General features: G+C 67.5%; 23 protein-coding genes. 9 read left to right on the top strand and 14 right to left on the bottom strand.

The annotated features are described in order from the left end of the window. Positions 1-141 precede the first annotated feature (141 nt). Positions 142-2,088, bottom strand: a complete 1,947-nt coding sequence (locus tag B9Y82_RS04645; RefSeq protein ID WP_100471727.1) for a DEAD/DEAH box helicase — start codon at positions 2,086-2,088, stop codon at positions 142-144. A 264-nt stretch (positions 2,089-2,352) separates the two neighbouring features. On the opposite strand from B9Y82_RS04645, the gene B9Y82_RS04640 reads away from it, so the two are divergent. Continuing rightward, positions 2,353-2,574 carry an RNA-binding S4 domain-containing protein gene (locus B9Y82_RS04640; protein ID WP_014036469.1) on the top strand — a complete coding sequence of 74 codons (222 nt, stop codon included), beginning with the start codon at positions 2,353-2,355 and terminating at the stop codon, positions 2,572-2,574. Between the two features lie 11 nt (positions 2,575-2,585). Here the strand turns inward: B9Y82_RS04640 and ubiM are convergent, their stop codons facing one another. The 4 genes from ubiM to B9Y82_RS04620 all read right to left on the bottom strand — a co-directional run bounded on the left by ubiM (position 2,586) and on the right by B9Y82_RS04620 (position 6,013). Next, positions 2,586-3,764, bottom strand: a complete 1,179-nt coding sequence (gene ubiM, locus B9Y82_RS04635) for a 5-demethoxyubiquinol-8 5-hydroxylase UbiM (RefSeq protein WP_100471726.1) — start codon at positions 3,762-3,764, stop codon at positions 2,586-2,588. Between the two features lie 80 nt (positions 3,765-3,844). Continuing rightward, positions 3,845-4,234 carry an MAPEG family protein gene (locus B9Y82_RS04630; RefSeq protein ID WP_100471725.1) on the bottom strand — a complete coding sequence of 130 codons (390 nt, stop codon included), beginning with the start codon at positions 4,232-4,234 and terminating at the stop codon, positions 3,845-3,847. Between the two features lie 11 nt (positions 4,235-4,245). Then, complete coding sequence (locus B9Y82_RS04625; RefSeq protein WP_100471724.1) at positions 4,246-4,791, bottom strand: DUF4019 domain-containing protein; 546 nt, start codon at positions 4,789-4,791, stop codon at positions 4,246-4,248. A gap of 58 nt (positions 4,792-4,849) precedes the next feature. After that, positions 4,850-6,013, bottom strand: a complete 1,164-nt coding sequence (locus B9Y82_RS04620; RefSeq protein WP_100471723.1) for a hypothetical protein — start codon at positions 6,011-6,013, stop codon at positions 4,850-4,852. A gap of 434 nt (positions 6,014-6,447) precedes the next feature. Between B9Y82_RS04620 and B9Y82_RS04615 the strand changes: the two genes are divergently transcribed. From B9Y82_RS04615 to B9Y82_RS04605, 3 genes are all read left to right on the top strand, one after another. Continuing rightward, a complete protein-coding gene (locus B9Y82_RS04615; RefSeq protein WP_100471722.1) occupies positions 6,448-7,926 on the top strand; it encodes a DNA-3-methyladenine glycosylase 2 family protein in 1,479 nt (492 codons plus the stop codon). Further along, entirely contained in the window at positions 7,923-8,414 is a 492-nt protein-coding gene (locus B9Y82_RS04610; protein WP_100471721.1) for a methylated-DNA--[protein]-cysteine S-methyltransferase, read from the top strand. Before B9Y82_RS04615 ends, B9Y82_RS04610 begins: the two co-directional genes overlap by 4 nt. Positions 8,415-8,676: 262 nt before the next feature. Continuing rightward, positions 8,677-9,927 carry an ectonucleotide pyrophosphatase/phosphodiesterase gene (locus tag B9Y82_RS04605; RefSeq protein WP_100471720.1) on the top strand — a complete coding sequence of 417 codons (1,251 nt, stop codon included), beginning with the start codon at positions 8,677-8,679 and terminating at the stop codon, positions 9,925-9,927. A gap of 99 nt (positions 9,928-10,026) precedes the next feature. Here B9Y82_RS04605 and B9Y82_RS04600 read toward each other — a convergent pair whose 3' ends face one another. Beyond that, complete coding sequence (locus B9Y82_RS04600) at positions 10,027-10,206, bottom strand: 30S ribosomal protein THX (protein WP_100471719.1); 180 nt, start codon at positions 10,204-10,206, stop codon at positions 10,027-10,029. A gap of 110 nt (positions 10,207-10,316) precedes the next feature. Then, positions 10,317-10,730, bottom strand: coding sequence for a MerC domain-containing protein (locus B9Y82_RS04595; RefSeq protein WP_008264835.1), 414 nt, complete (start codon positions 10,728-10,730; stop codon positions 10,317-10,319). 135 nt (positions 10,731-10,865) lie between these two features. On the opposite strand from B9Y82_RS04595, the gene B9Y82_RS04590 reads away from it, so the two are divergent. The 4 genes from B9Y82_RS04590 to B9Y82_RS04575 all read left to right on the top strand — a co-directional run bounded on the left by B9Y82_RS04590 (position 10,866) and on the right by B9Y82_RS04575 (position 16,725). Then, positions 10,866-13,076, top strand: a complete 2,211-nt coding sequence (locus B9Y82_RS04590) for a TonB-dependent receptor (protein ID WP_100471718.1) — start codon at positions 10,866-10,868, stop codon at positions 13,074-13,076. Positions 13,077-13,322: 246 nt separating this feature from the next. Further along, positions 13,323-13,889 carry a TetR/AcrR family transcriptional regulator gene (locus tag B9Y82_RS04585; protein ID WP_100471717.1) on the top strand — a complete coding sequence of 189 codons (567 nt, stop codon included), beginning with the start codon at positions 13,323-13,325 and terminating at the stop codon, positions 13,887-13,889. Then, the gene (locus tag B9Y82_RS04580; protein WP_100471716.1) at positions 13,889-15,562 is read left to right on the top strand and encodes an MFS transporter; all 1,674 of its coding nucleotides are present in this window, start codon (positions 13,889-13,891) and stop codon (positions 15,560-15,562) included. Before B9Y82_RS04585 ends, B9Y82_RS04580 begins: the two co-directional genes overlap by 1 nt. 8 nt (positions 15,563-15,570) lie before the next feature. After that, on the top strand, positions 15,571-16,725 hold the full coding sequence (locus tag B9Y82_RS04575; RefSeq protein ID WP_100471715.1) for an HlyD family secretion protein: 1,155 nt from the start codon (positions 15,571-15,573) through the stop codon (positions 16,723-16,725). A gap of 85 nt (positions 16,726-16,810) precedes the next feature. On the opposite strand, the gene B9Y82_RS04570 is transcribed toward B9Y82_RS04575, so the two are convergent. From B9Y82_RS04570 to creB, 7 genes are all read right to left on the bottom strand, one after another. Next, on the bottom strand, positions 16,811-17,302 hold the full coding sequence (locus B9Y82_RS04570) for a Fur family transcriptional regulator (RefSeq protein ID WP_004150412.1): 492 nt from the start codon (positions 17,300-17,302) through the stop codon (positions 16,811-16,813). 34 nt (positions 17,303-17,336) lie between these two features. Then, a complete protein-coding gene (gltX, locus tag B9Y82_RS04565; RefSeq protein WP_100471714.1) occupies positions 17,337-18,740 on the bottom strand; it encodes a glutamate--tRNA ligase in 1,404 nt (467 codons plus the stop codon). Positions 18,741-18,893: 153 nt separating this feature from the next. Further along, positions 18,894-20,471, bottom strand: coding sequence for a M20/M25/M40 family metallo-hydrolase (locus B9Y82_RS04560; protein ID WP_100475170.1), 1,578 nt, complete (start codon positions 20,469-20,471; stop codon positions 18,894-18,896). Positions 20,472-20,641: 170 nt separating this feature from the next. Continuing rightward, on the bottom strand, positions 20,642-21,052 hold the full coding sequence (locus B9Y82_RS04555; protein WP_100471713.1) for a hypothetical protein: 411 nt from the start codon (positions 21,050-21,052) through the stop codon (positions 20,642-20,644). Positions 21,053-21,062: 10 nt separating this feature from the next. Continuing rightward, entirely contained in the window at positions 21,063-22,382 is a 1,320-nt protein-coding gene (creD, locus tag B9Y82_RS04550; RefSeq protein WP_100471712.1) for a cell envelope integrity protein CreD, read from the bottom strand. 81 nt (positions 22,383-22,463) lie between these two features. Next, positions 22,464-23,924: a two-component system sensor histidine kinase CreC gene (creC, locus tag B9Y82_RS04545; protein WP_100471711.1), complete on the bottom strand. Its 1,461-nt coding sequence runs from the start codon at positions 23,922-23,924 to the stop codon at positions 22,464-22,466. A gap of 3 nt (positions 23,925-23,927) precedes the next feature. Further along, the gene (gene creB, locus B9Y82_RS04540) at positions 23,928-24,653 is read right to left on the bottom strand and encodes a two-component system response regulator CreB (protein WP_100471710.1); all 726 of its coding nucleotides are present in this window, start codon (positions 24,651-24,653) and stop codon (positions 23,928-23,930) included. Positions 24,654-24,688: 35 nt separating this feature from the next. Between creB and B9Y82_RS04535 the strand changes: the two genes are divergently transcribed. Then, positions 24,689-25,546 carry a 23S rRNA (adenine(2030)-N(6))-methyltransferase RlmJ gene (locus B9Y82_RS04535; RefSeq protein ID WP_049446337.1) on the top strand — a complete coding sequence of 286 codons (858 nt, stop codon included), beginning with the start codon at positions 24,689-24,691 and terminating at the stop codon, positions 25,544-25,546. Positions 25,547-25,550 lie beyond the last annotated feature (4 nt).

Here is a 25,550-nt window from a genome sequence, read left to right as displayed (position 1 = left end):
ATGCGAAAAAGGGGACGGAGGGGATTAAGTCGTTTCCGGCATAAGCGCATGGCCTGCCATATACGACTTAATCCCCTCCGTCCCCTTTTTCTGGACGCCAGCCCCGAGGCTGGCGTTGTTCTGGACGGCTGCGGGTGCGGATCAGTAGCTGCGCGGGCCGCGCGGCTTGAAGCCATCGCGACGCGGCGGGCGGCTGTCGCGGTCACCGCCGCGGTCGCCACCGTGGCCACCCGGACCGCCCGGGCCACCACGACGCGGGCCACCCGGGCCGCCCGGACCACGCTTGTCGAAGCGCGGCTTGAACGGACGCGGGGCCGGGTTGGTGTCTTCACCCGGGGCCAGCGCACGCATCTGCAACTGCTGGCCCGATACCCAGACCTTCTGCAGGTGCGACAGCACGTCCGGCGGCATCTGTGCCGGCAGGTCCAGCAGCGAGAAGTCATCGTGGATGTCGATGCGGCCGATGAAGCGGCTTTCCAGGCCGGCTTCGTTGGCGATGGCGCCGACGATGTTGGCCGGCTTCACGCCGTGCTGGTGGCCAACCGAAATGCGGTAGGTCTCCATGCCCTGCTCCGGAGCACCACGCGGAGGAACCTCGCGGCGCGGACGCTGCTCGAAACCACCTTCGGCGTCATCGCGGCGCGGGCCACGCTCGAAGCGCGGACCACGCTCGTTGCGGTCGAAGCGATCGCCACGTTCCGGGCGGTCACCACGGTCGAAGCGTTCGCGCGGTGCGCGCTCTTCACGCGGGGCACGCACCGGCGGCTGCAGCAGGAACGGGGTGTCACCCTGCAGCATCTTGGCCAGTGCGGCAGCCACTTCAATGGCCGGCACGTTCTGCTCGCTCTCGAAACGCTCCAGCAGCTGGCGGTAGAAATCCAGGCCGCCAGCGCCAAGGGTTTCGCTGATGCGCGAGGTGAACTTGTTGATGCGGGTGTCGTTGACCGCTTCCACGCTCGGCAGCTGCATCTCTTCGATCGGCTGGCGGGTGGCGCGCTCGATCTGGCGCAGCATGCCCTTCTCGCGCGGGGTGGCGAACAGGATCGCCTCGCCGCTGCGGCCGGCACGGCCGGTACGGCCGATGCGGTGCACGTAGCTTTCGGTGTCGTACGGGATGTCGTAGTTCAGCACGTGGCTGATGCGCTCCACGTCCAGGCCACGGGCGGCCACGTCGGTGGCAACCAGGATGTCCAGCTTGCCTTCCTTCAGCATGGCGATGGTGCGCTCACGCTGGGCCTGCTGCATGTCACCGTTGATGGCGGCAGCGGCCAGGCCACGGGCCTGCAGCTTGCTGGCCAGTTCTTCAGTGCCGGCCTTGGTGCGCGCGAAGATGATCATCGCGTCGAACGGCTCGACTTCCAGGATGCGGGTCAGCGCGTCCAGCTTGTGCATGCCGCTCACCCACCAATAGCGCTGGCGGATGTTGGCCGAGGTGGTGGTCTTGGCCGCGATGGTCACTTCCACCGGGTCCTGCAGGTAGGTCTGCGCGATGCGGCGGATCTGCGGCGGCATGGTGGCCGAGAACAGGGCCACCTGGCGCTGCTCCGGCAGCTTCTTCAGCACGGCTTCGACGTCGTCGATGAAGCCCATGCGCAGCATTTCATCGGCTTCGTCCAGCACCAGCGTCTTCAGCTCGGACAGGTCCAGGGTGCTGCGGTCCAGGTGATCGATCACGCGGCCGGGAGTACCGACCACGATGTGCACGCCACGGCGCAGCGCCGACAGCTGCTGGCCGTAGGGCTGGCCACCGTACACCGGCAGCACGCGGAAGCCCGGGATCTTCGACGAATAGGACTGGAACGCCTCGGCGACCTGGATGGCCAGTTCGCGGGTCGGCGCCAGGATCAGGGCCTGGGGCTTGATCTGCTGCAGGTCGATGTTGGACAGTACCGGCAGCGCAAACGCAGCGGTCTTGCCGGTACCGGTCTGCGCCTGGCCCAGCACGTCGCGGCCTTCCAGCATCGCCGGGATGGTGGCGGCCTGGATCGGCGACGGAGTTTCGTAGCCAATGGCGGTGACCGCCTGCATCACGGGCTCGGACAGGCCGAGCTGCGCAAACTGCAGCGGCGCTTGGGAATCTTGGGACATGGGGAACTCCGAAGGCACTGCCGTCTTCCTGGCAGTGCGATAAAAAAGGGATGGTCCGCGCTTTGGGCGCCCTTCTTATCGCGTGCCCTGGCGCTGCTCGGTCGGAGGAGATTTCACTCGCTCAGAGCGGAATGATACCGCATTGATCCTGAACAACGCATACAGCTTTCCGTGCGCGTGCCGTCCTGCCCCGTGCTGGCGCACAATACGCGCCCTCTTTCCGGTCCGGCCGCTGGCCTGCCCTCTTCCCAGGAACCCCGCTCCATGCAGATTCTCGAATTCGACCTCGACGGTGACTACGTCGAACTCAAGCAGCTGCTCAAGCTGGCCGACCTGGTCACCAGTGGCGGCGAGGCCAAGATGGTCATCAGCGAGGGGCAGGTGCGGGTCGACGGCGAAGTCGAACTGCGCAAGGCCTGCAAGATCCGCGCAGGCCAGGTGGTCGAATTCGCCGACAGCCAGATCCGCGTGCTGGCTGCCGGCTGATCTGAAGCTGTTCAGGCCACGCGCTGGGTCAGGTGCGAGGCAATCAGCTGCCTGAACGGTGCCACGCCCTGCGCCAGGCGCAGGCCGGCCGCGCGCAGCAGGCGCGCCGGGCGGCGGTCGTCGGTATACAGGCTGGCGATCGCATTGGTGGCTTCGTACAACGGACGCGATGCCAGCCGATGACCGCGCTGGTAGCTGGCCAGCATGCCGGCGGCGGCAATGTCGGCGCCACGGCGCTGTTGCGCGATGATGCCCTGCGCCAGCCGCTGTGCGCTGGCCAGGCCCAGGTTGAAGCCATGCGCCGTGACCGGATGCATGCCCACTGCGGCATCGCCGATCAGCGCCGAACGCTCGCCGACGAAACGATGCGCGTACACCCCCACCAGCGGATACGCCTGCGGCGTGGCCACCGGCTGCATCCGGCCCAGGCGGTGCTCGAAGCAGGCACTGATGGCTTCACCGAAGGCCACCTCGTCCATCGCCAGCAGTTCTTCGATCTGCCGCGGCGGCAGCGTGATCACCGCCGATGCCTGGCCCTCGTTGAGCGGCAGCAGCGCCATCGTGCGGCCGTAGCCGAACCACTCCCACGCGGTGTGATGATGGTCGCGCTCGACCTGCATGCGGCACACCAGCATCGACTTGCCGAAGTCGCGCATCTGCGCACCGATGCCGAGCATGCGGCGGGTGGCGGAGAAGCGGCTGTCGGCAGCCACCAGCAGCCGCGCGTGCAGTTGGCTGCCGTCATCGAGCTTGACCACGTGGCCCTGCGCATCGGCCTGCACGCCCAGCACCTTGCGCCCGTCGAACAGTTCCAGGCCGTCCTGGCCCTGCACGGCATCCCAGGCAGCGCGGCGGATCAGATGATTGGGCACCAGCCAACCCAGCGGCTGGCCATCGACCTGGCTGCTGGCGAAGGTCAGCGCGAATGGCGAGCCGCCGTTCATCACCTTGGCATCGCGCAGCTCAGCGACTTCTGCCTGCGGCAGGCGCTGCCACAACCCCAGCTGTTCCATGCTCTGCCGCGAGGCATGGGTCAGCGCGATCTCGCGGCCATCGAAGGCGGCCTCGGCCAGGGCCTGGCGCGGCTGCACTTCGACCAGCCCGACCTGCAACCCGCTGCCGGCCAGCGCGCGCGCGAAGCACAGGCCTGCCGGTCCGGCGCCGACCACCACCACGTCCATCCTGCGCATGCGCGCCTCCTGCCGTTGATTCAGTCCGGGCCAGCATAGCGCCACGCACCTGACCGGCCTTGATCTGGATCAGGCCCGGATCACAACAACGCGAACACCAGCGCCAGGATCGACAGCAGCGACACCAGCCATACCAGGCTGCGCACATAGGGCACGCCTGCGGCATACAGTGGCAGATAGGCCACGCGCGCCCAGAAGTAGGCCTGCGCGGCCAGCGCTGTGGTGTCGTTGCTGCGCCCGGCCACGACCACTGCGATGGCGGCGGCGGCGAAGAACGGGAAGGTTTCCAGGAAGTTGGACTGGGCCCGCTGCAGGCGACCGGCCAGTGGACTGAGCGGCTTGGCCTCGCCATCACGCGCCGAGGCATTCCACTTCATCCCGCGCTCGCGGGTGACCACGGTGGAGGTGGCGAAGATGTAGGCGAAGCCCAGCAGCACCGACCAGGCCAGCATCGTCAGTTCAGTTGCCATCGTTCTTCTCCTCAGGGGGCCGACGCACGCAGGCTGTAACCGGCCAGGCGCCACACCTGGTCCTCGTCGAAACGGAACGAAACCAGCTCGCGTACCGGTTGTGCACTGTTGGCGAAGCGGGTCGGGAAGCTGACGTTGATGTACAGCCCTTCCGGCACTGCGGCACCGGCGCTGTACTTGACCCGGGTGATGGTTGGTTGGCCACGCCCGGCAAGTGCCCCCAGGCGCGTGCGCTCGGTGGCCAGCTGACTGACGAAGGCCGCCTTCGGTACCGCACGGCGCGCGACGGCCGAAGCGCCATCCCACAATTCCCCGGCGCGGTTGGCATCGACCAGCTGCGCTGCCTTCATTGCGGCCGCGCCCATTTCCGCATCCTGCTTCTGCACCTGGGCCTGCTGTGCAGCGGTCAACGCGGGGGTACCGGCGGTAGCGGGCTTCGCGGCCGCCGGCGAGGCGGGGGCCGGGCGTGCCGGGGCCGGTGCAGGCGTGGCCGGGGCAGGTGCCTGCGCCAATGCGGTCACGGGCAGCAGGGACAGCAGCAGGAGCACGCGCTTCATGGACACCGCCGGTTCTCGGGAAAGAACCGCAGTCTACGCCAGCGCCGTGAGCCGTTCGTCAGCGCGCGTTGGGGCTGCTTTCCACCGCTGCGGCATCGGCCTGCGCAGAAGGCGTTCCTGTGTCTGCCGGCGCCTGCTCGGCCACCGGCGGCGGCTCGGACGGTGCCGGTGGCAGCGTCGCCACATCGATCTCCGACAGCGGGCTTTCTTCCGGGCACACCGCATCCGGGAAACCGTAGCGCTGCTTCAGGGCCTGGCCGCAGCTGTTGATCGCTTCCATATCGGCGCCTTCGCGCTTGCACTGCTGGTCGAAAGCGATCAGGAAAGCGTCCTTGCGCTGCACGAAATCATCACCGCAGGCACGCATCTGCTTGATCCGTTCCAGATCGTCCTGCACCGCGTTGGTGCCATCCAGGCCGTACTGGCGCAACTCGTCCGGCGTCAGCAGGCGCAGGCTGCGGTTCGGCACGGTCATCATCAGATCGGCCACGCCCACCGCCACGCCATTGCGCTGCAGGTAGTCCTTCACGTTGTCGTAGACCTCGTGCAGCTCGCGGTTGAGCTCGGCGCGCGAAGTGGCCTTGGAGCTGATGCGCATCATGCGGTGGATGCCGACCTTGCCCGACAGCAGTCGATTGTCACCTGCGGCCAGCACGAACACGCAGGCGCTGTGGCAGATCGCGCCCTCGCGCACCCAGATGGTCCAGCCGGATTCACCGATGCTGTCACCGGCAACAATCGCCGATTCCACCTGGCCACCGCTGGAATCCAGATCGAGGATGCGCTTGTGGATCTTCTGTTCATCGGCGACCACCGCCAGCCGCCACATCATTTCGGCGAAGCCCGGGTTGATCTTGCCGGCGTAACGCACGCGCATCAGGCCACGCTCGGCGCACGGTGCCAGGGCCTGGCTGATCTGCTCGCGCTGCAGGCCTTCCAGCTCGACACCGTCGCCGGCATCGCCCGCATATTCCGTGCTGCAGCTGATCCACGCACGACCATTTTCCAGCTGCGCCTGCGGCCATGGCCGATCCGCCCGGCTGCGCGGCGGTGCCGGCGGCGGTGGCGCGTCGGCGGCATTGATTGAGACCATGTTCTCGCCATCACTGGCCGGCGCCCGCGCCGCCTTGTCGGCAGCGGTCACATTGCCCGGATTCTCCAGCTGACTGCAGCCCGCCAGGGCCAGGCACAACAGGGGCAACCAGCGGAATTTGGCGGACATCGGGCAACCGGGATTGAAGGGAGCAAGGCCCACAGTCTACCCGTCCAGGCCGCGCATTCAGCGCGTGGCACTGAACCCCTTCTGACCCTTGGGGAAGCGTGTCGACCAAGGTCGACACCCACCAGCACCAAAGCGTGCCGACCAACGGTCGGCACCCACCAACTGCAGCGACCAACTGTCAGAGGTGGGGCGATGGGGGCTGGCAGGACCGTTGGCGCCATGGATGGCGCCATCGAGCCCCCATGGACGGGTTTACGGCGTGTCCTGCCAGCCCACACCGCCCCGCTATCCCACGGACTGCCAGCTTTTGATTGAGACGTTGACGGTGACGTTGACGTTGCGGGTGCAGGGCTGCAAGCCCTGCCAGTACCCTCTCCAGCATCCATGTCCGAATGTGGCGAGTATTGCCACCCGCACCCGCCTAGACTGGCGCCATGGACACCGCCCTCGCCCTCGACACCGCCGCCTGTGACCGCGCCCGCCTGGCCCGCGACGCACGCTTCGACGGCGTGTTCTTCACCGCCGTGCGCAGCACCGGCATCTATTGCCGCCCGGTCTGCCCGGCGCCCCCGCCGAAGCCGCGCAACATCACCTATTACCCGACCGCCGCCGCCGCCGCCGCCGCCGGCTACCGCCCGTGCCTGCGCTGCCGTCCCGAACTGGCACCGCAGGCCCAGCAGGCATTGGCCGGGCAGACCGTGCAGCGCGCCCTGGCCCTGATCCATGGCGGCTTCCTGCAGGAGCAACCGGTGGCCGATCTTGCAACGAAGCTCGGCCTCAGCGCGCGCCAATTGCAGCGCCTGTTCGTCGAACACCTGGGCGCGACGCCCGGGCAGATCCATGCCACCCATCGCCTGCTGCTGGCCAAGCAGCTGCTGACTGAAACCACCCTCGCGGTGACCGACGTCGCACTGGCCGCCGGCTACAACAGCCTGCGCCGTTTCAATACCGCGTTCCTGCAGGGCTGCGGCATGGCGCCCACCGCACTGCGCCGCCAGCATCAACCGCTGGCCGCCGACGATGGCGGCCTGGTGCTGCGCCTGGGCTACCGGCCACCGCTGGACTTCCCGCGCATGCTGGCTTTCCTGCGCAAGCGCAGCCTGCCCGGCATCGAACTGATCGGCGAGGACAGCTACCAGCGCGTGCTCGGTACGCCGGAGCGCCCCACCCTGCTGCGCGTCACTGCGGACCCGAAGCGACCGGAGCTTCGCCTGCAGCTGGGCGCGGTGGATCCGCGCCTGATCCCGGACATCGTGCGCCGCGTGCGTCGCGTATTCGATCTGGATGCCGACCTGCAGCAGGTCCACGCCGCGCTGCATGAAGAACCATTGCTCGCGCGTGGCATCGCCGAGCGCCCGGGGCTGCGCGTGCCCGGTGGCTGGGATGGCTTCGAGGTCGGCGTGCGCGCCGTGCTCGGCCAGCAGGTCACAGTTGCCGCAGCCACCACCTTCGCGCGGCGGCTGGTCGATGCCTATGGCGCGCACCTGCCGGGCATGCCGTCCGACTTCGATCGCCAGTTCCCGGCACCCGAGGTATTGGCCGAGGCGCCCCTGGAATCGATCGGCCTGCCGCGCAGCCGCGCCGCCACCGTGCGTGCATTGGCCACCGCCTGCGCCAACGGCCAGCTCGACTTCGGGCCCGGCCAGGCGCTGGAAGAATTTGTTGTCCGCTGCGTTGCACTGCCCGGCATCGGCCCATGGACCGCGCAGTACATCGCCCTGCGCGGACTCGGCCAGCCCGACGCCTTCCCGGCCGGCGATCTTGTGCTGCAGCAAGTCCTCGGCCACGCGCAGGGCCAGCGCCTGAGCGAACGTGCAACCGAAGCGCGCTCGCAACCGTGGCGCCCGTGGCGCGCCTATGCCGTGCTGCACCTGTGGCACCTGTCCGGCACTTTCGTTGGAGAACCGACATGACCCTGTTGTTCGATCGTTTCGACAGCCCGATCGGCGTATTGACCATCGCCGGTGACGAGCATGGTCTTTCGCATGTGCTGTTCCCCGAGAACCGCCACCCCGCGCGCGGGCGCGATGGCTGGCACTACGCACCGGATGCATTGCCGCAGGCGCGCGAACAGCTGCTGCAGTTCCTGCACGGTGAGCGCAGCCACTTTGAATTGGAGCTGGCCCCCCGTGGCACGCCATTCCAGCTGCGCGTCTGGCAGGCGCTGGCGCTGATTCCGTTCGGCCAGACCTGGAGCTACCTGCAGCTGGCCCAGCACCTGGGGCAACCCAGTGCAACCCGCGCGGTAGGTGCAGCCAACGGCCGCAATCCGTTGCCGATCATCCTGCCCTGCCATCGCGTGATCGGCAGCAACGGCGCGCTGACCGGCTTCGGTGGCGGCCTGGAAACCAAGGCTGCGCTGCTGCGGCTGGAACAACGCCAGGCCCCGCTGTTCGCCTGAGAGGGCCGGCCGGGCGGCGCCCGGCACCCGCAGGGGCAACGGCAACGACAACAGCCGAAACAACAGCAGCATTCCGTGGGATGGCGTGGTGGGTCCACGCCATGCGTGGATGGAAGCATCAGGAACATGTCCGGGGAAAAGCCCCTTCTTGATGAAGGGCGCGCGCGGACAGGCGCGGGGATCAGGAAAAACGCGCGGACACGCTGCGCCCTTCGGCGCAAAGTGTCTCGGCTTGGTCATTGCAGCGGATTATCATAAGCAGATGACTTCCGTACGCCTGACCTGCGCGCTGGCGCTGCTGCTGCCATTGGCTGCCTGCACCACTGCGCCCGCCCCTACCGCCTCCGTTCCCACGTCCGTCGCTGCGGCTGCACCACCGAAGTTGCTGCTGATCTCCATCGACGGCCTGCGCGCCGATGCGCTGGACCGTGGGCTGACCCCGAACCTGCAGCGGATGATCGACGGTGGCGTGCGCGCCCGCTGGATGACGCCGTCCTATCCTTCCCTGACCTTCCCCAACCACTACACGATCGTGACCGGCCTGCGTCCGGACCACCACGGCATCGTCAATAACAGCATGGACGACGCCGCCCTCGGCCGGTTCGAACTGAGCAACCGTGAGGCGGTGACCGACAGCCGCTGGTGGGGCGGCGAACCCATCTGGGTCGGCGCGGAAAACGCGGGGGTGCGCACCGCCACTACGTCGTGGCCGGGCAGCGAATCGGAAATCCGCGGCGTGCGCCCGAGCCAGTGGCGCGTTTACGACGGCAAGGAACCGCTGGAACAACGCGCGGGCATCGTGCTGGACTGGCTTGCACAGACCGACGCCGACGCCCCCCGCCTGACCACGCTGTACATGGAGCACGTGGACAAGGCGGGGCACAACCATGGCCCCGAGTCGAAGCAGTACGCCGACGCGATCGCACGCGCCGATCTTATCGTCGGCCAGGTGCTCGATGGGCTGCAGCAACGCGGCCTGGCCGCCACCACCAACGTGATCGTGGTCTCCGACCATGGCATGGCATCGGTGCCTGAAAACCAGGTGATTTCCATCGAATCGATGGTCGATCCGGCCATCGCGCGCACTGTCAGCCAAGGCCAGTCGGTGGGCTTCGCGCCAGTGCCCGGTCGTGAGGCGGAGGCTGAACGTGCCCTGCTCGGCCGCCACGCGCACTACGAGTGCTGGAAGAAGGAAAACCTGCCGGCTCGCTTGCACTACGGCACCCATCCGCGCATTCCGGCCATCATCTGCAACATGGATGAAGGCTGGGACGCACTGCACCAGCAGAAGCTTGCCAAGCGCATCCATCAGGACCGCGGCTCGCACGGTTATGACAATGCCCTGCCGTCGATGCGCGCAGTATTCGTGGCCAGCGGCCCGTCGTTCCGCCAGGGCCTGGTGATCGACGGCTTCGACAATGTCGACGTCTACCCGCTGCTGGCCCACCTGCTGCAGGTGCCGGCCGCGCCGAACGACGGCAATGCGGAGACGCTGAAGAAGACGCTGCGCTGATCCGTTTGTAGAGCCGGGCCCACGCTCGGCTCGCCGAACAGGCATAAAAAAACGCGGCGCCAGGCGCCGCGTTTTCTTTGGACCGGTCGGTCAGCCCGATCAGGCCTTGGCGACGGTCTTCTTCGCCACAGCCTTCTTCGCCGGAGCCTTGGCCACGGTCTTCTTGGCAACCGGGGCGGCGGCGCCTACGGCGACCTTGCTCACGGTGTGCGAACGGGCGTTGCCGTAGCTGGCGTTGTAGCGCTTGCCCTTGGCGGTCTTGCGGTCACCCTTACCCATGTCTTCAACTCCTCAAGTGTGAAATCTGGTTACCCCGTACTGACACGGGTTCGGCGGGGCCGCCTTGCTGGGCGCCCCCGCGCACGATCGGAAATCCTATCACGGCGCACCTAGTGCGCGCAGCTGGCGTCGTGCACGTGGCCGTGGTTGAGGCGCAGGTTGACCAGATGGGCAACGCCCACCAGCAGGCCACCGATGGTCATCACCACCGCATGGGGCACCGCGTTGTGATGCAGCGGGTCGTACAGCACACCGGCCCACAACGCGACCAGGCCGGGGATCAGGAAGCCCAGCGCGCGCAGCGCACCGTGACGGCGGTAGCCCCAGACCAGGCTGAACAGCCCAAGCAGGGTCACGAACACCACCAGCGCCTGTTCCACGCCATCGCTCAGCCAGAACGACAGCCCCAGCGACGGCGCCGCCGCCAGCAGCACGGGGATCACCGCGCAATGCACGGCGCACAGCATCGAACCAGTGGCACCGAAACGGTCGAGCAGGTGGCGCAGGCGTGAGGACAGGGACATGACTTCCAGCAGGGTCGGCGAATCGTTATGGAATAATATAACATCCCTCTCCGACCCGCACGGTTTCCCTCCCCCTGTCCCATCGACGGGATTCGTGCGCCCCGTGATTGATACATTGTAACAAAGGACCCGTCCATGCCCGCCCACACCCCACGGCTCAAGCCGCATTCCCTGGCACTGGCCCTGGCCACCCTGCTGCCATCCGTCGCCCTTGCAGCCGGCCAGGACACCTCCCATCGTGACCGCCACCTGACCGAGCTGTCGTCGGTGCAGGTCACCGCATCGCCGCTGCAGGGCGATGCCGAATCGCTGGCGCGCCCGGTGGACGTGCTGGCCGGTGAGCGCCTGGACGAGCAGAAGGCCGGCACCCTCGGCGATACCGTGGCCAAGCTGCCCGGCGTGCAGAGCACCTTCTTCGGCCCCGGCGTCGGCCGCCCGATCATCCGCGGCCAGGAAGGCCCGCGCGTGGCCGTGCTGTCCAACGGCATGGGCAACATGGACGCCTCCACGGTCAGCGCCGACCACGCCACCAGCATCGAGCCGTTCCTGGCCGACCAGATCGAAGTGCTGAAGGGTCCGGCCACGCTGCTGTTCGGCAGCGGCGCCATTGGTGGTGCGGTCAACGTGGTCGATGGCCGCATCGCGCGCGAGCTGCCGGAGCGCCCACTCAGCGGCCGCGCCGAGCTGCGCGGCAATTCGGTGAACAATGAGCGCAGCGGCATGTTCCGCCTCGACGGCGTCAGTGGCAATGTCGTGCTGCATGTGGATGGCCTGGTCCGCAACGGCGACGACTACCGCATTCCCGGGTACGCGGTGATCGACAGCCTTGAAGATCATCATGAGCACGATCACGACCATGATCACGATGCGGCTGAGGGCGAAGAACCGCGCCGGGGCCGTCTGGACAACAGCTCGATCCGCACCCGCGCCGGCGGCGTCGGCGCAACGTGGCTGGGCGAAGGCGGCTACTTCGGTGTGTCGGCCAGCACCTACCGCACCAACTACGGCATTCCCAATGGTGCACACGTGCACGCCGACGGTGATGATCATGGCCATGACCACGATCACGACCATGGCGATGAAGAGGAAGGCGGCGACGAGCATGACGTGCGCATCGACATGGTGCAGAACCGCTTCGAGACCAAGGCCGGCATCTACAACCCGGTCTCGTTCCTGAAGAACATCAACGCACGCGTGGCCTACACCGACTACGAGCACGTGGAGCTGGAGGCCGGCACGCCGTCCACCCGCTTCACCAACCGCGGCATCGAAGCGCGCCTGGAAGCCGTGCAGCAGCAGATCGGCGGCTGGGACGGTGCCTTCGGCCTGCAGTTCGGCAACAGCGATTTCGGTGCCAAGGGCGAAGAGGCGTTCGTACCGGATACCGGCACGAAGAACATCGGCCTGTTCGTGCTGCAGGAAAAGCAGTTCGGCCCGTTCAAGCTGGAACTCGGCGGCCGCCACGACCAGGTCAAGCTGGACCCGACCGGCGACTACCGCCGCCGCACGTTCGGCGCCACCAATCTGTCTGCCGCCGGCATCTGGAAGCTCAACGATGCCGTTGACCTGCGCATCGGCGTGGACAGCTCCGAGCGTGCACCGACCAACGAAGAGCTGTACGCCGCTGGCGCGCACATCGCCACCCGCTCGTTGGAAATCGGCGACACCAACCTGAAGACCGAGCGCGGCCAGCGCGTGGAACTGGGTATCCACACCCACAGCGAGCGCCTGGACTTCTCCGCGTCGATCTACCAGACCAAGTTCAAGGACTTCATCTACCTCGCCGACACCGGCGTCACCGAGGGCCTGCCGGTCCGCGCCTGGACCCAGCAGGACGCGGTGTTCCGCGGTGCCGAGGCTGAAGCACTGGTGCACCTGTTCGAGGGTGGCGCCGGTGACTGGGATCTGCGCCTGTTCGGCGACTACGTGAAGGCCAAGCTGGATGGCAGCGGCAGCCGCGACCTGGACATTGCCGTGCCGCATGGCGACCACAACCACAACTACACGGTGGAGCTGGCCAACACCGGCTACCTGCCGCGCATCGCTCCGGCCCGTGTCGGTGCCGACCTGCGCTGGTCGAAGGATGGCTGGCGCGCCTCGGTCGGTGCGGTGCGTTACAGCCGCCAGAAGGATGTCGCCCAGAACGAAGCCCCGAGCGATGGCTACACCCTGGTCGACGCGCATCTGGCCTACCGCTGGGATCGCAACGCGAGCAACAGCTACGAGGTGTTCCTGGATGGCAGCAACCTGACCAACCGCGAAGTGCGCCCGCATACCTCGCTGCTGCGCGACTACTCGCCGCTGCCGGGCCGCGGTGTCGCATTCGGCATCCGCGCGTTCTTCTGATCGCGCACGGCGGGGTCGGATCCCTTTCCCACTGGAAAGGGCCCGGCCCCTCCTGCATCCACACAGGACGTGGATCTACCTGCCACTCCTTCCACACGTACCCAGCAGCGGGGGCCTTCGGGCCCCCGTTTTCATTTCAACCGATGCCATCACACACCCATCACAAAGATGTGCGTACGACAACAACCGGACAATCCCGTCACCCGATGTCTCGCCAAACGGACACTTTTGTCCGAAAATAATTCCATGACTGCCCAACGTGCCGATGCCGCTGCCCGCCGTGCCCTCATCCTCGACGCCGCCGACCATGTGTTCGGCCAACATGGCGTCACCGCCCCGCTGGACCTGGTGGTCGAACGCGCCCAGGTGGGCCGCGCCACCCTGTACCGCAACTTTCCCGACCGCACCGCGCTGATCCAGGCGCTGCTGCAACGCACGGTCGACCGCATCCGGCGCCAGGTTGAACAGCTCGGCGACCGCGACGATGCCCTGTTCGAAGTTTTCGAGGGCATGGCCCAGCGCATCATCGATTCACCGGCACTGGCCGATTACTGGCGCGCCGTCGATTCGGATGTGCCAGCCATGCGTACCGCGCGCGAAACCGTGCGCGACCTGCTGGAAGTGCCGATCGCCCGCGCCAAAGCGGCAGGCCTGTGCCGGGCTGATCTGGAAAAGACGGATATTTCACTGATCTCGGGCATGCTGGGCGCGGCCCTGCGCGGCAAGACCCGCGACGAGCGTGCCCAGTTGGCCGGGCGTGCCCTGCAGCTGCTGCGCGGGGGTCTCCAGGGAGCAACCAGCGAGGCCCGCTGATGGTCCAGCCGTATCTGAAGCCGGTTCCGGATTGGGAGGAGCACGAGAAGCCGACCATGCCCGGTTCGGCATCGATGCCCTGGCACCCACCGCACCGTCGGTTGGCGTATGCCCTGGTGTCGCTGCTGGTGGCGATCACCGGCGGCCTCGGCAACGCGCTGGTCACCGCCAACCTGCCGTTCCTGCAGGGCCAGCTGGCCCTGACCCCGACCCAGGGCAGCTGGCTGGTGGCCGCGTATGCGATGGTGAATGTCACCGCCAACCTGCTGGCCTTCAAGTTCCGCCAGCAATACGGCATCCGCCTGTTCGCCGAGATCGGCCTGGGCCTGTACGCGGCGCTCGCGGTGCTGCACCTGTTCGTCGGCAGCTTCGAGACCACGATGCTGACCCGTGCTGCCAGCGGCTTTGCTGGCGCGGCCTGTTCAACGCTGGGCACGCTGTACATGCTGCAGGCCCTGCCACGGCGGTTCACCGGCAACCTGCTGGTGGTGGGCGTGGGCCTCTCGCAGCTGGCGGTGCCGATCGCCTGGATCGTCTCACCGACGCTGGTCGATACCGGCCAGTGGCACCAGCTGTATTCGTTCGAAGCCGGCCTCGCCCTGTGCGCGTTCGCGGCGGTGGTGGTGCTGAAGCTGCCGCCGGGCATCCAGGTGAAGGCCTTCGAGCCGCTGGACTTCCTCACCTTCGCCCTGCTTGCGCCGGCCGTCGCGCTGCTGGTGATCGTGCTGGCGCAGGGCTACACGCGCTGGTGGCTCAACACACCGTGGCTGGGCTGGGCGCTGGTCACCTCGATCGCGCTGTCCACCACCGCTTTCATCATCGAACACTACCGGCGCAATCCGCTGTTGCAGATCCGCTGGCTGTCGAAGCTGCCGGTGCTGCACTTCATCGTCGGCGCGTTCCTGATCCGCTTCCTGACCACCGAGCAGTCCTACGGCGTGGTCAACCTGATGCGCACGTTGGGCATGGGACCGGACCAGATGCGCCCGCTGTTCGTGGTGATCCTGGCCGGGGTGATCGTCGGCATCGTCGGCGCCTCGCTGACCTTCGGCCCGAAGCGGCTGATCGCGCAGCTGTTGATGGCGATCCTGCTGCTGGGCGCCGCCGCGTTCTTCGACCAGCACCGCACCAGCTTGGACCGGCCGCATGACTTCTACGTCAGCCAGTTCCTGGCCTCGGTCGGTGCGGGCATGTTCATGGGCCCGTTGATCATGCTCGGCATTTCCGCCGCGCTGAAGCAGGGCGTGGATCACATGATCACCTTCCTGGTGACGCTGTCGATCACGCAGACGCTGGGCGGCCTGGCCGGCTCGGCGGTGCTGGGCACCTTCCAGCTGCATCGCGAGCAGTTGTACTCCAGCGCATTGACCAGCCAGCTCGACCCGGCCGACCCGGTGGTGGCACAACGCCTGCGTATCCAGCAGCAGCTTTACAGTGCACAGATCACCGACCCGGTGCTGCGCAGCGCGCAGGGCAGCGCGCAGCTGGCGCAGACCGCGCGCCGCGAAGCCAACGTGCGCGGCTTCAATGATGTGTTCACCCTGAGCGGCTGGCTGGCGATCGGCTTCCTGTGCTGGTTGCTGCTGCTTTCGCTGCGCACCGCTGTGCTCAAGCAATGGCGCAAGCGCCATCCCCCCATTCCCTCTGCGGCCACGCCGGCCGCGTCCCGTTGAGTCCCCCCATGCCTCCCGTCCCGCCCCGCTCCGACGACGCCGACAACGTTTCCCCGCCGCCTCCGACCGACGCGGCCCCCACGCCAACGCCGGTAGAACCCGCGGTCGCGCCGAAGTACCTCAAGCCCAGCGCACGCAGCGTAGTGGTGATGGTGGTGGTGGCCTTGCTGGGCATCGCGCTGATCCTGCGCGCCTGGCACCTGTGGCCGTTCACCAGCACCGTGATGGTGACCGACAACGCCTATGTGCGCGGGCAGATCACGGTGATGGCACCACAGGTGAACGGCTACGTCACCGAAGTGCTGGTGAAGGACTTCCAGCATGTGAAGCAGGGCGAGCCGCTGCTGCGCATCGATGACCGCATCTATGCCCAGCGCGTGGCCCAGGCGCAGGCGACGCTGGCCAGCGCACGCGCGGCACTGGCCAACTCGGACCAGTCGCAGGCGCAGAACCGCGCACAGATCGCGTCCGCGCAGGCCACGCTGTCGGCCGGCCAGGCCGAGCTGCAGCGCTCACGCAACGAGGCCAAGCGCTACGAGGAGCTGGCCGCGCAGCAGCTGGTGTCGATCAATGATCGCGACAAGTTCCGCACCACCCAGGCATCGGCACAGGCCAGCGTGCAGCAGTCGCAGGCGCAGATCCGCATCGCCGAGGAAACGCTGGTGTCGACCCGGGTCGCGCGCAAGAGCCTGGAGGCGCAGGTCGAAAGCGCGCAGGCACAGCTGGAACTGGCGCGCATCGACCTGGCCAACACGGTGATCCACGCACCGCGCGACGGCCAGATCAGCGAAGCCAGCGTGCGCGTGGGCCAGTACGTCGCCGCCGGTTCGCAGCTGCTGTTCCTGGTGCCTGACGCGCTGTGGGTGGTGGCCAACTACAAGGAAGGCCAGACCTGGGGCATGGCGATCGGCCAGCCGGCCACGTTCTCGGTGGACGCGTTCCAGGGCGAGGTGCTGCGGGGCCGCGTGGAAGAGATCGCACCGGCCACCGGGTCGGAGTTCAGCGTACTGCGCCCGGACAATGCCAGCGGCAACTTCACCAAGGTGGTGCAGCGGCTACCGGTGCGGATCTCGATTGATCCCGGCCAGAAACTGGCGGCAAGGCTACGGCCGGGCATGTCGGTGATCGCGCGCGTGGATACTGCGACCAAGCCGATGGATTAGGGTGCACGCCCGGTTGCGCCGATATGAAACGGGGTCAGATTCCTTTGCCAATGGCAAAGGAATCTGACCCCGCTCCCGCCCGTCCTCAGCCTGCGCAGCGCGCGCAGAGGCCGTGCACTTCCAGGGTCTGTGCCTGCGGCTGGAAGCCCAGCTCCTTGGCGCGCTTTTCCAGCTGGGTGACGATCTCGCGGTCTTCCAGCTCCACCGCGCTGTGGCAGCTGTTGCAGATCAGGAACGGCACCGAGTGCGCGGCGCTGCTGGGATGGTGGCAGGCCACGAAGGCATTGACCGACTCCAGCTTGTGCACGAAGCCATTGGCCATCAGGAAGTCCAGCGCGCGGTACACGGTGGGCGGGGCATCAGCGCCCACGCCCTTGCCGTTGCGCACCCATTCCAGCAGCTCGTAGGCCTTGACCGGCTTGCCGGCCTCGGCGATCAGCTTCAGCACATTGGCGCGGATCGGGGTCAGGCGCAGCCCGCGTTCGCGCGAGACACGCTCGACCACCGCCACGAAATCCGACGCGTCGTGGACGTGGTGGTGCGGGGCGGTACAGGCAGTGGCGGTCTTGGCGGGCATGCGTGTTCTCCGGTTCGGGCCTGGCAAGGATGCCTCAGGCCGTTGCTACCTTGGTGATGGCCACATCAATGCGTTTCAAGGCCTGCTCGCGGCCGGCCAGGTAAACGGTATGGGAAATGTCAGGACTGACCTGGGTGCCAGTGATGGCCACGCGCAACGGCTGGGCCACCTTGCCCATACCGATCTCCAGCGCCGCAGCCGCGTCGTGCAGGGCCACGCCCACCGATTCGGCGGTCCATTCCGGCAGGGCTGCAAGCAGCTCGCGGGCCTTGCCCAGCGCCACCTCGGCGCCGGCCTTGAAGTGCTTGGCCACCGCCGCTTCGTCGTACTCGGTCAACGGCTGGTACCAGACCACCGCCTTCTCGGCCATTTCCTTCAGGGTCTGCACGCGCTCACGCAGGGCGACCACCACGTCCTCCGGGGCGGGGCCGGCGGCCACGTCCAGGCCCAGCTTCTGCAGCTGGTAGACCAGGTGCGGCACGATCGCGCCCACGTCCTCGGTCTTCAGGAAGTGCTGGTTGACCCAGCCCAGCTTGGCCATGTCCAGGCGCGAGGCCTTGGAGTTGCAGTCCTTCACGTCGAACAGGTCGATCAGCTCCTGGCGGCTGAACAGCTCCTGGTCGCCGTGCGACCAGCCGAGGCGGGCCAGGTAGCTCAGCAGCGCGTCGGGCAGGTAGCCGGCGTCCTTGTACTGCATCACGTCGGCTGCGCCGGTGCGCTTGGACAGCTTGGCGCCCTGCTCGTCCAGGATCATCGGCATGTGGCCGAACTTCGGCACCGGCGCGCCGATGCCTTCGTACAGGTTGATCTGGCGCGGGGTGTTGTTGATATGGTCGTCGCCGCGGATGACCTCGGTGATGCCCATGTCCCAGTCATCCACCACCACCGCGAAGTTGTAGGTGGGGTAGCCATCCGGGCGGAAGATGACCATGTCATCCAGCTCGCTGTTGGCGATCTCGATGCGGCCCTTGATCAGGTCGTCGAACACCACCGTGCCTTCCAGCGGATTCTTGAAGCGGATGACGCGATTCGGGTCGTCCTTGTACGGCAGGCCCAGCTCGCGCGCCGCGCCGTTGTAACGCGGCTTTTCCTGCCTGGCCATGGCGGCCTCGCGCATCGCGTCCAGCTCTTCGCGGGTTTCGTAGGCGTAGTACGCCTTGCCGTCGGCGATCAGCTGCTCGGCCACTTCCTGGTAACGGGCGACGCGGTCGGTCTGGTAGATCGGGCCCTCGTCGTAGTCCAGCCCCAGCCACTCCATCGCTTCCAGGATGGCGTCGATCGCGCCCTGGGTGCTGCGTTCGCGGTCGGTGTCCTCGATGCGCAGCACGAACTCGCCGCCACGGTGGCGGGCCTCCAGCCAGCAGTACAGCGCAGTGCGGGCACCACCGATGTGCAGGTAGCCGGTGGGACTGGGGGCGAAGCGGGTGCGGCAGGTCATGGACGGCTCGAGGAACGGGAATCCCCCGATTTTACCAGCCCTCCGCCCCCGACGGAAAAAGGGGACGGAGGGGATTAAGTCGCGATTGCCCAGCCGCTGGTCCTGCAACCGGGAAACGGAGGGGAGATACGACTTAATCCCCTCCGTCCCCTTTTACGGTTCTACCTTGCGCGGGAAGGACTGCTCGCGCATCGCGGCGTTGTAGGCAAAGGAGGCGACGACGGCGGCGGCCTGCTTCAAGTCTTCCGGTTCCGCGTGGTCCCAGGTGTCCAGGTGGCTGTGGTGGACGTTGGTGAAGTAGTCCAGCCGGTCCTGGATGAACTGGAAGCCCGGCAGGCCGATGCGGTCGAAGCTGATGTGGTCGGTGCTGCCGGTGTTGCGGGTCGCCACGGTGGTAGCGCCGACGTCATGGAACGGGGCCAGCCAGGCTTCGAAGATCGGCATCGCCGCCAGGTTTTCCTGCGCATAGATGCCACGGAATCGGCCTGAGCCGTTGTCCATGTTGAAGTAGACCTGGAACTTGCTGTAATCGCGGGTCTTCTGCAACGCGCCGGTTGGCTCGCGCAGCGAGGCCGGCAGCGCCTTCTGCGCCGGGTCGGTGGGTTCCGGGAAACGACCGAAGTGCTTGGCCACATAGGACTGCGAGCCGACCAGGCCCTGCTCCTCGCCGCTCCACAACGCCACGCGGATGGTGCGCTTGGGCTTGGCACCGGTAGCCTTGAGGATGCGCATCGCCTCCATCATCACCGCCACGCCAGCCGCGTTGTCGGCCGCACCGGTACCGCTGTGCCAGGAATCCAGGTGCGCACCGATCATCACCACTTCATCAGGCTTGCTGCTGCCACGGATCTCGGCCAGCGTGTTGTAACCCGGCTGGTCGGCCTCGTCGGTGAAGCGCGCGGCCACATCCACGCGCAGGCGGACCGCCTGCTTGGACTCCAACGCACGCACCAGCGGGTTGAAGTGCTCGCTGATCATCGCCAGCTCGGGAATGCCCACCGACTCACCGGCCTTGCGTGAACCGCCACCGGCAACGCGGATGATGCCGTTGTCCCAGCTGCTGATGCTGATCGAGGCCAGCGCGCCCTCTTCCACGAAGAACGCATTGACCTTGGCCGCCAGTTGCTGGCGCTCCTGGTACTCCTTTACCCGCTTGGCACGTTCGGCAGTGGCGTCCTTGTCCTTGGGCAGGGTGAACTCCTGCAGACCTTCCAGCGAGGTGGCATCGTGGCGATGCGAATCCGCCTCGGTGCCGCGCTTGTACTCGCGCGCCTCGCCCAGCAGCAGGATCTTGCCGCGCAGCTTGCCGCGGTACTTCTCGATGTCCTCGGGCTTCTTGATCTCGACCTGCACCAGTTCGCCTTCAACCGGGCCCTGGGTGCCAGGCGTCCACGCCTTCGGCAGCGCGTGAAGCGGCTGCACCCGGTCACCCAGCATCTCCACGCTGGCCGAGGTGAACTCCCAGCCACGACCGAAGTCATCGAAGGCTTCGTCGTGGACGTTGTCCAGCTTCCATTCGTTGAACTTGCCACGGGTCCACGCGTTGGCGCGGCCCATCGCCGGCGAGTTGGTCAGCCGCGGGCCGATGCGCTCGGTGAGATAACTGAAGGTATCCATCACCTGCGACCGGTGGAAGGCCTCCTGGCGGATGCGGCTGACCATGTCCAGGTCCACCGTCTCGCGCTGCTGCGCGCCTGCATTGCCACCCATCGCCAGCGCTACCGCCAACATGCCCCACTTCATCACATCGCACCCCTGCCTTCCGGCCTGCTCATCAACCCATCGAGTCTAGCCAGCAGGGGCGCGCCGATACCGTCCCATCGGTCATGGACGGCGCGGAAGCGTGCGAACCAAGGTTCGCACCCACAGGAGAGTGGTTGGTTCGCACCTGCCACGCCACCTCACCCACTCCACCCCAGCCACAACTGCGCCCGTTCCGGCAGCAGCAGCAACCAGTGCCGCCGGTCGATGCTGCTGCAGCCGTACACCGCCGCATGTGCAGGCCAGTCATCAGGCAGGCCACCGATGCCGATCTCGGCCAGTGCCTCCGCCCCGGCCTTCCATGGCCGGTAGCGCGGCACCCGCCCAGCCAGCGCGCCGCGTCCCTGCCGCGCGCCCTGCAACCAGTCCAGCCCGTTGCCCTGCAATCCCTCGCAGGTCACCGCCGCCAGCTGGAAGCGGACCAGGCCGGGGGCGATCCGTGCCCCCGGCAGGGCCGCCAGCACGCCATGTGCCTGCAGCAGTGCATCCACTTCCAGCAGGGCCGGAATGCCCTGCCGTGCCCGTTGCCGCAATCCCTGGCGCCAGCTCATGGCGTGCTCCTTACTTCAGTTCCGCGCCAAGCGCGTACCAGTCCACCCGGCGGGTTACCCACATCGCCAGCGCCAGGATCACGAACAGCAGCAGCGACCCCATCAGCAGCGCGTTGTTCTCCGACACCAGCAGGCCATACAGCGCGCCGTACAGCACAGTCAGCAGCGCCGCGAAGCCGAGGCCGCGCTTCCAGTGGCCCAGCACGTTGGCCAGGTACACCGCCTGCAGGCCGATACAGGCCAGCGCCGAGGCCAGGTAGGCCTTCCAGAACGCGATGTGCTCGGACAGGCTGATCAGCAGCAGGAAGAAGATCGCCAGTGCAAGGCCGACCATCAGGTACTGCAGCGGATGGATGCGCAACGACTTGATCAGTTCGAACAGGATGAAGCCGACGAAGGTCAGCACCACGAACAACACGCCGTACTTCGAGGCACGGTCGGCCTGGGTGTAGGCATCGACCGGATCAACCAGCGACACCGTCACCGCCTGCGAATCGATCGGCCCCTCGCTGCGCAGCTGGCGCTGTGCGTCGGAGGCCAGCGAGGACACGGCCCAGCGTGCATCGAAACCCTGTGCATCGACGCGACGCTCGTTGGGCAGGAAGGCGCCGCTGAACGACGGGTGCGGCCAGCTCGAACGCAGCGCAATGCGGGTGTCATCGCCCACCGGCACCACCGACAGCATGCGGCTGCCGTCCAGGCGCAGCTCGAGTTCAACGGTGCTGGCAGCCAGCGTGCCGCCCTGTTCCGCAGCGAAACCGGCCACCGGCGCATGCAGGCCTCGCCCCACCTCGCTGGCCGCACCAACGCCCGGCAGCAACCGCAGCTGCTTGCCATCCACGCGCAGGTTCGGCGTACCGACCAGGCCACGCACATCGGACACACCCACCGCCACATACGGCTGGCCGTAACTGCGGCCGGACTTCACCGGATAGTCGTCTGCGGCGAAGGTCGCCTTCATCTGCCCGTTCCAGCTGTATACCGGCACCTTGAACAAGCCGACTTCGCGCTGGCTCGGCAGCATCTCGCCGCCCACCTCCAGCGACGCCGGCATCTGCAGCCAGTGGCCCTCGGTGACCTGCACCTCGGTCTTCTTGACGCCCAGCGGGTCGACCAATTCAACTTCCTTGCGCTCCACCCACGGCACCACCCGTACCGGGCCCACCAGCTGCTGCGTGCCGGCACGGCTGTCGGCCACCCGGGCAAAGGCCTCGTCGCGGTACTGGCTGCGCTCGGTGATGACCCCGCGGATCATCATCAGCGGCACCAGCAGCAGCAGGATCAGCCCGCCGACAATGGCGAACCGCAGCAGCATCTTCAGGGATTTCATGGTCCATCCTCGTTGGAGAGGGCTGCAGGATGGACCGCTGGGGTGAGCAGGGTTTGTGGCGAATTTGAAGCGAGTGTGAAGTCAGCGGCGCGGACGCTGGCCCGGCACTGCCAACGGCAGCCACAGGCTGGCCACGGTACCGCCGCCATCGCGGGCGTCGAGGCTGGCGCGACCATCATGCAGGCGCGCGACCTCCTGCACGAACGGCAGGCCCAGGCCGGAACTGCGCCGGCCGCTGCCGGGGCGGGCCAGCGAATAGAAGCGTTCGAACACCCGTTCTCGCGCGTAGTCGGGAATGCCGGCACCACGATCCGCTACCTGCAGGCGCACGCCCTGCCCGTCCACCTCGGCCTGCAGCGCGATGTCCGCGCCGGGCGGTGAGAAAGCAATCGCGTTGTCGATCAGGTTGTGCAACGCCTGCCGCAGCAGGTAGGCATCCCCCTGCACGCGCAGGTCGGGCACGCTGCCGATGCGGACCTGCACGCCGGCCGCCTGCGCACGCACCTGCGCCGCCGCTGCCGCGTCGGCCAGCAAGGTGGGCAGCGCGATCGGATCGCGGGTCTGCAGCCAGCCGTGCTGTTCCACTTCGGCCAGCGCCAGCAGCTTGTCGATGGTCTCGGTCAGCCGCTCCTGTTGATCGACGATGCTGCGCGCGAAGTGCACGCGGTCGGCCTCGGGCAGCGGCTCCTGCAGCAGCTCGGCGGCACCGCGGATCGCCGCCAGCGGGCTCTTCATTTCGTGCGTCAGCGACTGTACGTACTGTTCAACGTAGGCCTTGCCTTCCAGCTTGCGGCGCATGGTTTCCAGCGCCTGGCCGAGGTCACCGATCTCATCGCGGCGGCGCCGTGGCGGTGGCACCGGTTCGCCGGCGCTGACCGCGCGTGCATAGCGGCTGAGCTGGCCGAGGCCGGTGGTGAGCCACATCGTCACCAGCACACCGACCAGCGCCGACAGCCCGATCAACCAGGCGCCGCGCTCGATGATGGCGCGCTGGCTGGCGGCGATGAACGGATCGATGCTGCGGTTGGGCTGGGCCAGGCTGAGCACGCCGATCAGGGTGCGCTCATCGGCCGGGTCGTACACCGGCGCCGCCACATGCATCACCGTATCGCCTTCTTCGCCTGGCACTTCCGGGCTGGAGCGGGCGCCGTACTCGCCACGCAGGGTGCGGTAGACATCGTTCCAGCGCGAATTGTCACGCCCCAGGTCGCGGCCCAGCGAGTCGTAGATGACGATGCCCTTGGCATCGGTGATGGTCACCCGGTAATCCAGCGAGCGCTTGGGGAAACGCCAGACCATCGCCTTCAGGTCACGCTGCCGCGCCTTGGCCAGGTTGCGGGTGAAGCTGCCGCTGCGGATGGTGCCGTCCTTGACGTCGGCGGCGGCCATCTCGGCCAGCACGTTGGCCGCATCGACCAGGGTCGATTCCATCGCCTGGCGCACCCCCGGCTTCACCTCGTTGACGAACACGCGCATCACGAAGAACGCGGCGATGCCGGTGATCAGGAAGAAGCCGAGGAACAGCTTCAGTACCAGGCGCATCAGCTAGACCTCCAGCGCGTAGCCGAGGCCACGGTGGGTGCGGATCGGGTCATCGCTGGCACCGGCCGCACGCAGCTTGGCACGCAGCGTCTTTACATGGGTATCGACGGTGCGGTCGGCACTGTCGGCACTGCTGTCCCAGCCGCGATCCATCAGCTGGGCACGGCTGAGAATCGCCCCCGGCCGCTGCAGCAATGCCTCCAGCAACGCGTACTCGTAACGAGTCAGGTCCAGTGCCTGGCCACGGAAGCGGATGCGCCGGCCTTCGCGGTCGATGGCGAACGCACCATGTTCCTGCCAGCCGGCATCCGCGCGGGGCGCCGCGGCGACCGGTGCCGCACGGCGCAGGCGTGCACGCACCCGCGCCACCAGCTCGCGCGGCGAGAAAGGCTTGGTCATGTAATCGTCGGCGCCCAGTTCCAGGCCAAGCACGCGGTCCACTTCATCGTTGCGGGCGGTCAGGAAGATCACCGGCAACTGCGCCGCCGGCCCGGGCTGCGCGCGCAGCCGCCGGCAGACCTCGAAACCGCCCAGGTCCGGCAGGCCCACGTCCAGCACCACCACGTCGATATCGCCGGCCTGCAGCCGTTGCAGGGCTTCCCCGCCCAGCAGGCAGTGGCTGGCGGCATAGCCTTCGCTGCGCAGCGCATAGAGCACGGTTTCGGCGATGGCGGCTTCGTCCTCGACCACCAGGACATGGGCAACGGGAGCTGTCATGGCGCGCAGCATAGCCGCTGCGGCCGCCGCCCCGTACACTGCCGCCCATGAACTATCGCCACGCCTTCCATGCCGGCAACCACGCCGATGTGCTCAAGCACATCGTGCAGCTGGCCCTGATCGACAGCTTCAAGCGCAAGGACAGCCCGTTCTTCGTGCTCGACACCCACGGTGGTGCCGGCCGCTACCTGCTGGCCAGCGAAGAGAGCCGCAAGACCCTGGAGGCCGAATCCGGAATCATGCGGCTGATGGCCCAGCCCAAGCTGCCGGAGGTGGTCGAGCGCTACCTGAAGGCGGTGCAGGCCGACAACCCGGTGGGCGCGCTGACCAACTACCCGGGCTCGCCGCTGCTGAGCGCGCAGGCGATGCGCGCGCAGGACCGCATGGCGGTCTGTGAGCTGCAGGAGGCCGAAACGGCCACGCTGAAGGCCCTGTTCGCCCATGACAGCCGCGTCGATGTGCGCCCGGGCGATGGCTACGCGTTGCTGCGCTCGCTGCTGCCGCCGAAGTTCAACGGCAGCAAGATCGGTCGCGGCCTGGTGCTGATCGACCCGCCCTACGAGGCCCAGGACGCCGAATACCAGGCCGTCCTGGCCGCGCTGGCCGAAACCCTGGCACGCTGGCCGCAGGCCACCTGCGCGGTCTGGTTCCCGATCAAGCAGCGCCGCACCATCCTGCACTTCCTGCGCAAGGCCACCGCCCTGCCGGTGAAATCGGCAATGACGATCGAGTTCCTGGTGCGCCCGGACGACTCGCCGCTGCGCCTCAACGGCAGCGGCATGCTGCTGCTCAACCCGCCCTGGCAGTTCGACCGGGTGGTCGGCCCGGCCCTGCCGGCGCTGCGCCAGCACCTGGGCGAACCCGGGGCCAGCACCCGCCTGGATTGGCTCAAAGCCCCCGAATGACGGC

It is taken from the genome of Stenotrophomonas maltophilia, from assembly GCF_002799155.1.
GTDB lineage: Bacteria > Pseudomonadota > Gammaproteobacteria > Xanthomonadales > Xanthomonadaceae > Stenotrophomonas > Stenotrophomonas maltophilia_R.
The sequence above is the reverse complement of the archived record's forward strand: the minus strand, read 5'-3'. Positions and strand labels throughout refer to the sequence as shown.

Bases quoted from the DNA above. Each gene is read 5' to 3' on its own strand.
- B9Y82_RS04645 (WP_100471727.1), bottom strand. From the start codon at position 2,088: ATGTCCCAAGATTCCCAAGCGCCGCTGCAGTTTGCGCAGCTCGGCCTG.
- B9Y82_RS04640 (WP_014036469.1), top strand. From the start codon at position 2,353: ATGCAGATTCTCGAATTCGACCTCGACGGTGACTACGTCGAACTCAAG.
- ubiM (WP_100471726.1), bottom strand. From the start codon at position 3,764: ATGCGCAGGATGGACGTGGTGGTGGTCGGCGCCGGACCGGCAGGCCTG.
- B9Y82_RS04630 (WP_100471725.1), bottom strand. From the start codon at position 4,234: ATGGCAACTGAACTGACGATGCTGGCCTGGTCGGTGCTGCTGGGCTTC.
- B9Y82_RS04625 (WP_100471724.1), bottom strand. From the start codon at position 4,791: ATGAAGCGCGTGCTCCTGCTGCTGTCCCTGCTGCCCGTGACCGCATTG.
- B9Y82_RS04620 (WP_100471723.1), bottom strand. From the start codon at position 6,013: ATGTCCGCCAAATTCCGCTGGTTGCCCCTGTTGTGCCTGGCCCTGGCG.
- B9Y82_RS04615 (WP_100471722.1), top strand. From the start codon at position 6,448: ATGGACACCGCCCTCGCCCTCGACACCGCCGCCTGTGACCGCGCCCGC.
- B9Y82_RS04610 (WP_100471721.1), top strand. From the start codon at position 7,923: ATGACCCTGTTGTTCGATCGTTTCGACAGCCCGATCGGCGTATTGACC.
- B9Y82_RS04605 (WP_100471720.1), top strand. From the start codon at position 8,677: ATGACTTCCGTACGCCTGACCTGCGCGCTGGCGCTGCTGCTGCCATTG.
- B9Y82_RS04600 (WP_100471719.1), bottom strand. From the start codon at position 10,206: ATGGGTAAGGGTGACCGCAAGACCGCCAAGGGCAAGCGCTACAACGCC.
- B9Y82_RS04595 (WP_008264835.1), bottom strand. From the start codon at position 10,730: ATGTCCCTGTCCTCACGCCTGCGCCACCTGCTCGACCGTTTCGGTGCC.
- B9Y82_RS04590 (WP_100471718.1), top strand. From the start codon at position 10,866: ATGCCCGCCCACACCCCACGGCTCAAGCCGCATTCCCTGGCACTGGCC.
- B9Y82_RS04585 (WP_100471717.1), top strand. From the start codon at position 13,323: ATGACTGCCCAACGTGCCGATGCCGCTGCCCGCCGTGCCCTCATCCTC.
- B9Y82_RS04580 (WP_100471716.1), top strand. From the start codon at position 13,889: ATGGTCCAGCCGTATCTGAAGCCGGTTCCGGATTGGGAGGAGCACGAG.
- B9Y82_RS04575 (WP_100471715.1), top strand. From the start codon at position 15,571: ATGCCTCCCGTCCCGCCCCGCTCCGACGACGCCGACAACGTTTCCCCG.
- B9Y82_RS04570 (WP_004150412.1), bottom strand. From the start codon at position 17,302: ATGCCCGCCAAGACCGCCACTGCCTGTACCGCCCCGCACCACCACGTC.
- gltX (WP_100471714.1), bottom strand. From the start codon at position 18,740: ATGACCTGCCGCACCCGCTTCGCCCCCAGTCCCACCGGCTACCTGCAC.
- B9Y82_RS04560 (WP_100475170.1), bottom strand. From the start codon at position 20,471: ATGTTGGCGGTAGCGCTGGCGATGGGTGGCAATGCAGGCGCGCAGCAG.
- B9Y82_RS04555 (WP_100471713.1), bottom strand. From the start codon at position 21,052: ATGAGCTGGCGCCAGGGATTGCGGCAACGGGCACGGCAGGGCATTCCG.
- creD (WP_100471712.1), bottom strand. From the start codon at position 22,382: ATGAAATCCCTGAAGATGCTGCTGCGGTTCGCCATTGTCGGCGGGCTG.
- creC (WP_100471711.1), bottom strand. From the start codon at position 23,924: ATGCGCCTGGTACTGAAGCTGTTCCTCGGCTTCTTCCTGATCACCGGC.
- creB (WP_100471710.1), bottom strand. From the start codon at position 24,653: ATGCTGCGCGCCATGACAGCTCCCGTTGCCCATGTCCTGGTGGTCGAG.
- B9Y82_RS04535 (WP_049446337.1), top strand. From the start codon at position 24,689: ATGAACTATCGCCACGCCTTCCATGCCGGCAACCACGCCGATGTGCTC.